The organism is Rathayibacter sp. AY1F3 (genome assembly GCF_002931975.1).
GTDB lineage: Bacteria > Actinomycetota > Actinomycetes > Actinomycetales > Microbacteriaceae > Rathayibacter.
On the sequence record NZ_PSVF01000034.1, the window covers coordinates 20,462 to 30,332 of the forward strand.

Below are 9,871 nucleotides of genomic sequence, written 5' to 3' on the forward strand. Positions count from 1 at the left end.
TCCGCGGGCGCGTGTGAGCACACTTTACGTCCCTCGGCGCGGGGGCCTGCACACCGACGGAACCTCGACGGCTCGGACGGGTGCCGCTCCCGGATCGGCCGGACGTTCCGGCACCGCTGGTGCGGGCGCGCCGGAACGACGCGATCCGCGCCTCCGCCCCGCGGTCGTCGCAGCGGGTGGTCGCCGCGGTCGGGTCAGCCGTCGAAGACCTCGGCCGAGGCGAAGGCCGCATCGGAGCGGAGCACGGCGACGAGGTCCGCGGGACAGTCCTCGAAGGCCGTCCTCTCCGGACCGGGAGGCGTGTGCGCTTGGACGTCGACGACGGATCCCTGGGGCGCGACGGCGTCGGGCGATCACAGGCGCCACCCTGCGGTCCGGGGTACTTTCCTGCGTGTGAACGACAGCGACGAGAAGTCAGGGAGAGGCTGGCGCATCGATCTCGGCGAGCCGCCGGAGAGCGTGTCCGGCGATGTCGTCGACGCTCTCGATAAGGTGTCCGCGGAATTCGCGGCATTCCGGAGCGGGACTTCCGGCGAGGGCGGAGAAAGGGCCGCGGCCCTCCGCGGAGCCGCCCGACTCGGGGCCGGAGAGCACCGGCTCGCCGTCGCCTCGGGGCTGACGCGGGAAGGCGTCCGCGCCTTTCTCGCGGGGGGATGACAAGCCGTCGAAGAGGCGGTTCCCCCGTGCCTCGACAAGCCGGCGCCGAAGGAAGAGAAAGGCCTCGAGAAGGCGCGGCATCCGGAGAGATCGGAGACGACGAATGGACGACGAGGAGTGGGCTCGGTACCTTCTCGCGATGGAGCGCCGAGCACCGACGAATCAGGACGGCGCGACCGCGGAACGCCGTGACGCGATGGTGGCGGCCGTCCTGCGGGAGGTGGACGCGGTCGATCCGTACGGACTCGAGCCGGGTCGCGAGGACGGCGCTCCCCGCGACGAGTACGCGTCTGAGGCGGCCCCGATCGCGAGCATCCTCCTGCGCCGAGGACGGATCACCGGCGAGGAGCTCGACTCCGTCTGGCGGTTCTGGTTCGGCGAGCCGCTGAGCGCCCTGCTCGGCGACGGCTTCGCCCCGCTCCTGGCGCGGCTCGACCGGCTCGCTCCTCCCTCGGCGGAGGACTGACGGGCGTCGGGTTCCGGCGGCGGACCGGCCGCGATCCCGCGTCCCGGGTCGCTCCGCCCAGCTCCGCCCAGCTCCGCCTAGCTCCGCTCGCGGAAGAAGCGGATGAGCTCGCGCAGGGCCGGGAGCGTCGCGCTCTCGGCCTCGGCGTCGTCGAGGTCGTCGAAGGAGGTGCGGAGCCCGGCGGCGTCGGCGTCGGCGGCGGACTCGAACGCCATCGACCACTCCGGGAACAGCCGCTCCCGGATCGGCTCCTCGAGGAGGGTGCGCAGCTGCGCGTGGCGCTCGTCGGCGGCGATGACGGCCATCCGCTCGCGCAGGACCGCTTCCGGCCCCTCGAGCACTTGGAGGAATCGGCCGTCGCGGTGCAGGAGCATGCCGGTCAGGCCGAGGCGCTCGTTGTTCGCGCGGCACTGGGCGAGCAGCGCGGGGAGGTCGGCGTCCGTGAAGCCGGCGGAGGTGCGGCTGGAGTAGACGAGGGAGAGCATGGCGTCCGTTCCTGAGGGGGGAGGCGGGCGCCTCCGCTCCCAGTGGACCACCGACAGCGCCTCCCGCACGGCCACTTCCGCCGGGAGCGGCGGGCTGCTAGAGCTAGCCGACCGTGATCGGAGCGGCGGACGGACGGGTGCCCTGCCGCATCCAGACGAAGAACCCGACCAGGGTGAACGCGCCGTAGAAGACGTACATCAGCCCCGACGCGTAGTAGCCGGCCGAGAACAGCAGCGGCACGCCGACCAGGTCGACGGCCACCCAGATGAGCCAGAACTCGGTCCAGCCCTTCGCCATGCCGTAGGTGGCGAGGACGGAGCCGACGAAGATCCACGCGTCGCTCCAGACCGGCTCGTAGGAGCCGAGCGCGCGGAAGACCGGGGTCAGCACCGCGGTGCCGCCGACCATCCCGAGCACCAGCAGGCCGCGGGTGCGCCACGACGCCCAGCGCGGCTCGATCAAGGTGGTCGAGTCGTCGGGGCGGTGGGTCCACCGGTACCAGCCGTAGACGCTGACCAGGATGAACATCACCTGCCGCCCGGCCTGGCCGAGCAGGTTGACGGGGTTCGGAGTGCCGAACAGGGCGCCCATGAAGACCGTGAACAGCAGCACGTTGCCGATGAGGCCGACGGGCCAGGCCCAGACCTTCCGCCGCATCCCGCCGAGGGCGCTGAGGAGCCCGAAGACGTTGCCGATGACCTCCCGCCAGAGGACGGTCTGCTCGCCGATGACGATCTGCGCGTCGAACAGCCAGTGCACGAGGTCCACGAGGCCTTCTTCCTGAGTCGGGTTGCCGGGTGGTGCAACCCTGCCCCATCCCGGGCCATTCCCGTCGCGGGCTGATGAGGGCGCCGCGCTCGGACCACGCTGGATCCCGCTCCGGGGCGGGGAGCGCGACCGGCGCCCCGCTGTGCCGCCGCGACCGTAGGCTGGCGGGATGACGTCCCGGGTGCGACTCCTGCTGGCCTCGTCGCACCCCGGGCCGACCGTGACGGTCACCGTGCTGGCGACCGTGATCGCGGCGGCGTCCGGGCATCCGCTCGGGCAGGTCGTGCTGGTGGCGCTCGCCGTGCTGCTCGGGCAGCTCTCGATCGGGCTCGCGAACGACTGGATCGACGCCGACCGCGACCGCGCGGTGGGGCGCACCGACAAGCCGGTCGCGCAGGGGCTGATCGGCGTGGGCGCCGTCCGCACCGCCGCACTGGGGACGGCCGCGGCCGCCGTGGTGCTCTCGCTGCTGCTCGGACCGGTCGCCGCGGTCGCGCACCTGGTGCTGGTCGCCGCGGGCTGGGCCTACGACGCGGGGCTCAAGCGCACGGTCTGGTCGGTCGCTCCGTTCCTGGTCGCCTTCGGTCTGCTGCCGGTGGTGGCGGTGGCGGCGGGCGACGGCCGGGTCCCCGCCTGGTGGGCGATCGCGACCGGCGCCGTGTTCGGCGTCGCGATCCACTGCACGAACGTGCTCCCCGACCTGGTCGACGACGAGGCCACCGGGGTCCGCGGCTTCCCGCACCGCCTCGGCCTGCGGCTCTCCGGAGTCGTCGCCTTCGGGTCGCTGGTGGTCGCCGCGCTGCTCGTGCTCGTCGGACAGCTCGTCGGCGACCAGCCGGTGCGCGGGACGGGCGTGGTGCTCGCGGTGATCGGGACCCTCGCGGTGGTCGTGCTCGCCGCGGCGGGCATCCGCCTGGTGCTGACCGGCCCGCCCACGCGCACCCTGTTCCGGCTGGTGATCGCGGCCTCGCTCGTGCTGGTGGTCGAGCTCGGGCTGGCGGGCGCGCGGCTGGTCGGCTGACCGGCCGCCCTCAGGACCAGCGCATCGCGTAGACGCGGGCGAGCAGGTCCGAGGTCGGCAGGGCGAGGGCGGTGCGGAGGAACGCCTCGCGGCCGCGGTGTGCGAGCGAGCCGAGCGGGCGTCCGAGGGCCATGTTCGCCTCCGCCTGCCGCGCCGCGCGCCGGGCCGCGGTGGTGCGCCGCCGGGCGAAGCCGGGCCAGGGGCCGGCCTCGCCGCGGCGCACGGCACCGGCCAGGAGCGGGGCGAGCTCGGCGGCGTCGAGCCAGCCGAGGTTCATGCCCTGCCCGCCGATCGGACTGATCTCGTGCGCGGCGTCGCCGATGAGCACGACGCGGCCGACGCCCATCCGCTCGGCCTCGCGGCGCCGCACCTGGAAGCCGCTGAGCATCGTGCAGGTCTCCGGGTCGGCGTCGGCGCCCGTCCGGTCGCGGACAGCGGCGGCCAGGGCGCGCGCGGCCTCCTGGTCGGGGGCCTCCTCGGGCCGCCAGGCGGGGGCGCCGAGGGAGCGGTCGGGGCCGCTCAGGGCGACGTACCGGCGCCGACCGCCCGGGAGCGGGAAGGACTCCACCACTCCGGCCGGACCGACGTCGACCAGCGCGGTGCCGGTGAGACCGCCGGGCTCGGGGTCGGCGAAGTCGCCCATCACGTAGCGGTCCGGGTAGTCGCGGCCGGTGGTGCGGATCCCGAGCAGGTCGCGGACGGTGCTCCGGGCGCCGTCGGCTCCCACGACGAAGGCGGCGCGGACGGAGACCGGCTCGCCGCCCGGTCCGGTGCCGGTCGCCTCGACGGTGGAGCCGCGACGGAGCAGGCCGGTCAGCGCGACCCCGGGGCGCAGCGCGTCCGGGGCCGCCGCCTCGAGGCGCTCGCGGAGGATCGCCTCGGTGCGGTGCTGGTCGAGGGTGACGACGTAGGGGTGCGTCGCGGAGGCGCGCGCGAACGAGAGCGTGCCGAGGGTGCGGCCCCGGCTGCGCGCGACGCCCTCGCGGACCCGGGTGGCCTCGGCCAGCACGGGAGCATCGGCGCCGACCGCCGCGAACGCGTCGAGCGACGGCGGATGGATGCCGATCGCCCGCGAGCCGCGCGGCACCGAGGAGCGCCGCTCCCACACCTGCACGTCCACCCCGGCCCGCGCCAGGAGCGCGCCGAGCAGGAGTCCGACCGGACCGCCGCCGACCACGAGCACGTCCGTCTCCGCTGTCACGGGTCGAGCCTAGGGAGCGGCGGCGCGGCGGGCGAGGGGGTGCGCTCGACCGCCGCGCGTGCTCAGGGTGCGAGCGGAGGTGTCAGAGCGCGTCGACGGCGGCGAGGATCTCCTCGGTCTCCGTGCGCGTCGTGTAATCGACGTGCACGTCCGCCGTGCGGACGATCCGGTCGGCGTCGACGACCAGGACGGTCGGGTACGGGACGGCCGGGGTGTCGTCGGCGTTGCTGTCCTTCACGGCGAAGCCGAGCGCGGTGTGCGCCTCCTGCGCCTCGCCGCTGGGGGCGGTGACGATGCCGAGAGCGCTCGCGAGCGTGTTGCCGGGGTCGGAGACGACGGTGAAGCCCAGGTCGCCGTTCGCGACCGCCGCGCGCGACCCGTCGGGGGTCTGCGGGCTGATCGCGACGAGGGCGACTCCGCGCGACGCGAGCTCGGGGGCGAGGGTCTCGTTGTAGTGCTTGAGCGTGATGTTGCAGTACGGGCACCAGGCTCCGCGGTAGAAGACGAGGACAGCCGGGCCTGCGCCGAGGACGTCCGCGAGGTCGACGGTGTCGCCGTCGACGGTCACGACGGAGGCGGCGGGGAGCGCGTCGCCGGCGGTGACGGCTCCGCTCGGGGCGCCGGCGGCGACGAGGTCGTCGCGCTCGCCGGAGAAGACGGCGGCGAGCTCGGGGCCGACCGTCTCGTCGAAGCCGACGGTGAACTCGTCGAGCTGGGTGCGGACGGAGGTGCTGGTCATCGGAAGTCCTTCGGTCGTGACGGTCGTGGTCCCCCGTCCGGGAGCCTAGGCACGCAGGGGACCGGGCGCCGGGCGCCCGTCACGCGGCGTCACACGACGGCCGACGCGTGTCGGCCGGCGTGCGTGGGGCCCGGCCCTGTCGCTCCGTCGCTCCGTCACTCCGGGGCGACGACCAGCTCGCCGCCGGCGGAGCGCGAGACGCACGGCATGATCCAGCGGTCCTGCTCCTCGGGGGTCAGCACCAGGTCGCGGTGCTCCGCCGTCCCGCCGACGAGGCGCAGGCGGCAGGTGCCGCAGGTGCCCGACTCGCAGGAGGAGTCGACGTCGATCCCGGAGGAGCGGAGCGCGGTGAGGAGCGAGCGGTCGGCCGGGACCTCCACGACGGCGCCGGTCGGCTCCCAGACGGCGGCGAAGGGGACGGCCCGGTCGCCGACGGCGTCGACGCCCGCGAAGTCCTCGACGTGGATCCGGCTCGGGCGCCAGTGCATCGTGAGGGCGAGGACCTCGTCGATCAGCGCGGACGGACCGCAGCAGTAGATCCGGGCGTCGTCGTCGGGCTCGGCGACGAGCGGCCAGAGGTCGAGCCGGCCGTGGATCGCACTGTGGTGCACGAGGGAGCCGTCGGCGGAGAACTCGTCGAGCCACGCGGTGTCCTCGGGGGTGCGGCTGAGGTAGACGACCTGCACGGCCGAGCCCTGCGCCCGGAGCTCGGCGGCCATGGCGCGGATCGGGGTGACCCCGATCCCGCCGGCGATCAGGAGGTAGCGGGCGGCGGGCCGGAGGGCGAAGGTGTTCGCGGGCGGCGCGGAGGAGAGGACGTCGCCGACGCGGACGTCGTCGTGGAGGCTCCGCGATCCGCCCCGGCCCCCGGGCTCCCGGCGCACCGCGATCGCGTAGTGCGACGGCTCCGCGGATCCCGGCTCGACCAGGCTGTAGCTGCGGCGCTCGCCGGAGGGGGTCGTGAGCGTGAGGTGTGCGCCGGCGGAGTAGCCGGGCAGCGGGGCGCCGTCCTCGCTCCGCAGCACGAAGCGGGTGACGGCCGGGGTGAGCGCCTCGCGCTCGGCCACCACGAGCCGCAGCTCAGCCACGGAGCACCAGCTCGTCGCCCACGCCGAGCGTGCCGCCGTCGAGGACCTCCGCGTAGACGCCGAGGAGCTCGTGGCCGTAGGTCTCGTGCAGCAGCCGGGGGACCGGCAGGTCGCGCCGACCGGTGCCCGGCTCGACCTCGGTCGCGGCGCACCGCTCGGTGGCCTTCGTGATCCGCAGCCGCAGCCCGCCCGCGGTCAGCTCGCGCCCGAGCAGCTCGAGCTCGCTCCACGCCGGCAGCCCCTCGAGATGGATGTTCCCGCGGAACCGCAGCGGATCGACGCTCCGGCCGGTGCGCTCGGCGAGGTCGCGGACACTCGCCAGGTTGATCAGCGAGACGTACTCCATCTCGACATCGGAGTTGTGGGCCGTGTCGGTGTAGCGGCGCCCCGCGTCCTGGGCGATCACGGGCTCGACGCCGGGCGGCAGGTCGAGCACGCGGGCGGCGAAGGAGCGCAGTGCGGCCCGGCCGTCCTCCGCGCCGAGGTCGGCGGAGAGGACCCGGTGGCCGCGGACGTCGACGGTGAGCGCTCCGCTGTCGGGGTCGAGGTGCGTGGTCAGGCCGGCGAGGCGCGCCTCGGCGACGAGCACGAAGTACTCGCGCTTGGAGATGCCGTGCCGCATGCCGGGCCGGTAGGCGCCGCCGGGGCGGGCGAGGGCGATCGTGCGGTCGAAGGGGACGCCGCGGCCGGCGGTGAGTTCGACGCGGGGGAGCGGCTGCGGGGTCAAGCCCTTCACCGGGTAGACGAAGAGGCCGTCCACGCGTGTCGTCATGCCCCCATCCTGGCGCATCGCCGGGGAGCCGGCAGGGCCGTCGCGGCGCAGCGGAGCGCGAGGAACGGACGCGGCGCCGTGCGGATCCTGCGAGGGCGGGCGGAGGGATCCGCTCCGCGGGCCTCGTCAGTACTGGAGCGAGAGGCCGACCAGGGGCGGGATGACGAGCGCGCCCAGCTCGACGATCGCGACGCTCGCGCCGACGCCGAGCGTGACGGCCGAGAGCAGCCGGGCGCGGTCCTTCCGCGCGACGCCGATGACGCCGACGATCGCGGTCGCCGTCGCGAGCACGAGCATCGTGACCCCGAGGGCGGCGAAGAGCGCCCCGATCTGCGTGGTGTCGAAGCCGCCCTGGAACGCGAGGACCGGGATGGCCGTGGTGAGCGCGGTCCGCCCGATCTGCGCGAGGACGAGGACGATCGCGAGGACGAGGCCGACGATGCCGACGACGTCCGGGCGGACGGGTGGTGTGCTGGGACCCGCGCGGACCTCCGCGGTCGGCGGGACGTCGTGTCCTGTTCGCCTGCCCCCCCTTGCCCGCGCGCCGCTCCGCGCGCACGCTGGAGTCATGACCGCCTGGAGCCCTCTCGAGATCGTCGGCGCCGTGGTGATCGCCCTCGCGCTGATCGGGCTCGCCGTCGCGGCCGTGGCGGTCGGAGCGGGCGACGAGATCGCGTTCATCGGCGTGCTGGTCGCCTTCGCGGTCGCGGTCACCGGGCTCGGCCTCCACATCGCCGGCCGCGAGGCGCGGTGCCGCCGCGACAACCGGTGACGCCGAAGCGCTTCCGCCGCGACGACCGCTGAGGAGGTGCGCTCCCGCCGCGGCGGCCGCTCAGCGGGACGCGCCCCGCCGCGACGGCCGCTGATCGGGGGGCGCCCCGCCGCGACGGCACTCGGCCGGTCAGTGCCCGAGCTCCACCAGCAGCACGCCGGCGATGATCAGGCCGATCCCGCCGAGCATCGTCCAGGTCAGCGGGTCCTGGAACAGCCAGCGGCCGAGCACTGCCGTCAGCGCGACTCCGACCGCCGCCCAGATCCCGTAGGCCACCCCGATCGGCATGCCCTGCGCGAGCGCCCCGGCCAGCAGCGAGAACGCGACGACGTAGCCGACTCCGACCACGACGTACCAGCGCTTCCGGCCGTCCGTCGCGGGTTTGAGGCTCATCGTCGCGGCGACCTCGGTGAGGATCGCGCCCGAGAGCAGCAGCCAGGCCATCAGCGCACCGCCCGGCGTGCGGCCTGCGCTCGCTGCGAGCCGATCTCGACCAGCAGCACGCCCGCGATGATCAGCACCAGCCCGATCGTCATCACGCCCGTCAGCGGCTGCCCGAAGAGCACGGCCGCGAGGACCGCCGTCAGCGCGACTCCGCACGCGCCCCACACGCCGTAGGCGACTCCGATCGGCATGCCGGCCTTGAGCACCCGGCTGAGGAGGACGAACGCCGCCAGGTAGCCCGCCACCACGAGGGCGTACCAGCCCGGCGACTCGATGGCGGCCTGGAGGGCGAGCGACGCCGTCACCTCGGTGAGGATCGCGCCGGTGAGGAGCACCCAGCTCATCGCGTGCCGTCGGATCGGGTCATCCGGCCAGCGTAGGGCGGGCGCGGAGGCGGGGGCCGCGGAACGAGGGCTCAGCGCGCGGGGAGGGGTGGGAACGATCGTTCTCCGGGCAGTGGCGCGCTCACCGCGCGAAGTGCTCGCGCACCTCCGCCTGCCAGCGCTCGCGGTCCTCCTCCGTGATGAACGCCGCGTCGAAGGAGTTGAGCGCCAGCTGCTCGAGCTGCGCGTCGTCAATCCCCAGCTCCTCGACCAGGGCGCGGTAGTTCTCGTCCACGTAGCCGCCGAAGTAGGGCGGGTCGTCGCTCGAGACCGTCACGACGAGTCCCTCGCGGAGCATCGCGGGCAGCGGGTGGTCGGCCATCGTGTCCACCGCGCGCAGGGCGACGTTCGACAGCGGGCACACCGTCACCGGGATGCGGCGCTCGCGGAGCATCGCGACCACCTCCGGGTCCTCCATCGCGCGGATCCCGTGGTCGATCCGCTCGACCTTCAGCAGCTCGACGGTGGCCGCGACCGTCTCCGGCCCGCCCTCCTCGCCGGCGTGCGCGACCAGGCGCAGTCCCTCCGCCGCGGCGCGCGCGTAGACGTCGACGAACAGCTCCGGGCCGAAGCCCACCTCGTTCGAGTCGAGCCCGACGCCGATGATGTGCTCGCGCCAGGGGAGGATCGCCGTCAGCATCTCGTCGGCCGCGTCGGCGCCCAGGTCGCGGAGGAAGCACATGATCAGGTCCGTCGAGATCCCGTGGGTCTCCTCGCTCCGACCGAGCGCACGGGTGATCCCGCTCATCACGGTGTCGAGCGCGACGCCGTTGCCGAGGTGCGTCTGCGGGTCGAAGAAGATCTCGGCGCGGCGGACGTTCGCCTTCTGCGCCCGGTCGAGGTAGCCGGTCGCGAGCTCGAAGAAGTCCCGCTCCGTCTTCAGCACGGTGAGGTTCGAGTAGTGCAGCTCCAGGAACGACGCGAGGTCGGTGAAGGAGTACCGCGCGCGGAGGGCGTCGAGATCCTCGGTGGGCAGGGCGACCCCGTTGCGGCGCGCCATCTCGACGATGTGCTCGGGCTCGATCGTGCCCTCGAGGTGGATGTGCAGCTCGGCGCTGGGCGGGGCGGGTAAGG

Annotated in this window: 14 protein-coding genes; 4 read left to right on the top strand and 10 right to left on the bottom strand. The window is 74.5% G+C overall.

What is annotated here, in order from left to right:
- Positions 1-393 precede the first annotated feature (393 nt).
- On the top strand, positions 394-657 hold the full coding sequence (locus tag C5C39_RS17320) for a hypothetical protein (RefSeq protein WP_104227400.1): 264 nt from the start codon (positions 394-396) through the stop codon (positions 655-657).
- A 139-nt stretch (positions 658-796) separates the two neighbouring features.
- Positions 797-1,123, top strand: a complete 327-nt coding sequence (locus C5C39_RS15115) for a hypothetical protein (protein WP_146083958.1) — start codon at positions 797-799, stop codon at positions 1,121-1,123.
- A gap of 77 nt (positions 1,124-1,200) precedes the next feature.
- On the opposite strand, the gene C5C39_RS15120 is transcribed toward C5C39_RS15115, so the two are convergent.
- Both C5C39_RS15120 and pnuC read right to left on the bottom strand, forming a co-directional pair.
- The gene (locus C5C39_RS15120) at positions 1,201-1,608 is read right to left on the bottom strand and encodes a BLUF domain-containing protein (RefSeq protein WP_104353770.1); all 408 of its coding nucleotides are present in this window, start codon (positions 1,606-1,608) and stop codon (positions 1,201-1,203) included.
- A 103-nt stretch (positions 1,609-1,711) separates the two neighbouring features.
- On the bottom strand, positions 1,712-2,377 hold the full coding sequence (pnuC, locus tag C5C39_RS15125; protein WP_104227403.1) for a nicotinamide riboside transporter PnuC: 666 nt from the start codon (positions 2,375-2,377) through the stop codon (positions 1,712-1,714).
- 169 nt (positions 2,378-2,546) lie between these two features.
- Between pnuC and C5C39_RS15130 the strand changes: the two genes are divergently transcribed.
- Complete coding sequence (locus C5C39_RS15130) at positions 2,547-3,398, top strand: UbiA family prenyltransferase (protein WP_104353771.1); 852 nt, start codon at positions 2,547-2,549, stop codon at positions 3,396-3,398.
- A gap of 10 nt (positions 3,399-3,408) precedes the next feature.
- On the opposite strand, the gene C5C39_RS15135 is transcribed toward C5C39_RS15130, so the two are convergent.
- From C5C39_RS15135 to C5C39_RS15155, 5 genes are all read right to left on the bottom strand, one after another.
- On the bottom strand, positions 3,409-4,599 hold the full coding sequence (locus tag C5C39_RS15135) for an NAD(P)/FAD-dependent oxidoreductase (RefSeq protein WP_104308573.1): 1,191 nt from the start codon (positions 4,597-4,599) through the stop codon (positions 3,409-3,411).
- Positions 4,600-4,681: 82 nt separating this feature from the next.
- Positions 4,682-5,338 (bottom strand): peroxiredoxin-like family protein, encoded by a 657-nt coding sequence (locus C5C39_RS15140; RefSeq protein WP_104353772.1) that lies wholly within the window; start codon positions 5,336-5,338, stop codon positions 4,682-4,684.
- Between the two features lie 155 nt (positions 5,339-5,493).
- Entirely contained in the window at positions 5,494-6,426 is a 933-nt protein-coding gene (locus C5C39_RS15145; protein WP_104227407.1) for a PDR/VanB family oxidoreductase, read from the bottom strand.
- Entirely contained in the window at positions 6,419-7,198 is a 780-nt protein-coding gene (locus C5C39_RS15150; protein WP_181136406.1) for an MOSC domain-containing protein, read from the bottom strand. Before C5C39_RS15150 ends, C5C39_RS15145 begins: the two co-directional genes overlap by 8 nt.
- 126 nt (positions 7,199-7,324) lie before the next feature.
- Positions 7,325-7,768 carry a hypothetical protein gene (locus C5C39_RS15155; protein ID WP_104353774.1) on the bottom strand — a complete coding sequence of 148 codons (444 nt, stop codon included), beginning with the start codon at positions 7,766-7,768 and terminating at the stop codon, positions 7,325-7,327.
- Between C5C39_RS15155 and C5C39_RS15160 the strand changes: the two genes are divergently transcribed.
- Entirely contained in the window at positions 7,767-7,970 is a 204-nt protein-coding gene (locus C5C39_RS15160) for a hypothetical protein (protein WP_104353775.1), read from the top strand. The genes C5C39_RS15155 and C5C39_RS15160 overlap by 2 nt on opposite strands.
- Before the next feature lie 129 nt (positions 7,971-8,099).
- Here C5C39_RS15160 and C5C39_RS15165 read toward each other — a convergent pair whose 3' ends face one another.
- From C5C39_RS15165 to C5C39_RS15175, 3 genes are all read right to left on the bottom strand, one after another.
- Positions 8,100-8,414 (bottom strand): multidrug efflux SMR transporter, encoded by a 315-nt coding sequence (locus C5C39_RS15165; protein ID WP_104239710.1) that lies wholly within the window; start codon positions 8,412-8,414, stop codon positions 8,100-8,102.
- Entirely contained in the window at positions 8,414-8,758 is a 345-nt protein-coding gene (locus C5C39_RS15170; protein WP_104273489.1) for a multidrug efflux SMR transporter, read from the bottom strand. The genes C5C39_RS15165 and C5C39_RS15170 overlap by 1 nt, the downstream gene beginning before the upstream one ends.
- Positions 8,759-8,879: 121 nt before the next feature.
- Positions 8,880-9,871: adenosine deaminase (locus C5C39_RS15175; RefSeq protein ID WP_308471217.1), on the bottom strand; the 992-nt coding region annotated here is incomplete at its 5' end.

Coding starts and splice junctions, on each gene's coding strand:
- C5C39_RS15140 (WP_104353772.1), bottom strand. CDS start 5,338: ATGACCAGCACCTCCGTCCGCACCCAGCTCGACGAGTTCACCGTCGGC.
- C5C39_RS15150 (WP_181136406.1), bottom strand. CDS start 7,198: ATGACGACACGCGTGGACGGCCTCTTCGTCTACCCGGTGAAGGGCTTG.
- C5C39_RS15160 (WP_104353775.1), top strand. CDS start 7,767: ATGACCGCCTGGAGCCCTCTCGAGATCGTCGGCGCCGTGGTGATCGCC.
- C5C39_RS15165 (WP_104239710.1), bottom strand. CDS start 8,414: ATGGCCTGGCTGCTGCTCTCGGGCGCGATCCTCACCGAGGTCGCCGCG.
- C5C39_RS15130 (WP_104353771.1), top strand. CDS start 2,547: ATGACGTCCCGGGTGCGACTCCTGCTGGCCTCGTCGCACCCCGGGCCG.
- C5C39_RS15170 (WP_104273489.1), bottom strand. CDS start 8,758: ATGAGCTGGGTGCTCCTCACCGGCGCGATCCTCACCGAGGTGACGGCG.
- C5C39_RS15115 (WP_146083958.1), top strand. CDS start 797: ATGGAGCGCCGAGCACCGACGAATCAGGACGGCGCGACCGCGGAACGC.
- C5C39_RS15155 (WP_104353774.1), bottom strand. CDS start 7,768: ATGACTCCAGCGTGCGCGCGGAGCGGCGCGCGGGCAAGGGGGGGCAGG.
- C5C39_RS15120 (WP_104353770.1), bottom strand. CDS start 1,608: ATGCTCTCCCTCGTCTACTCCAGCCGCACCTCCGCCGGCTTCACGGAC.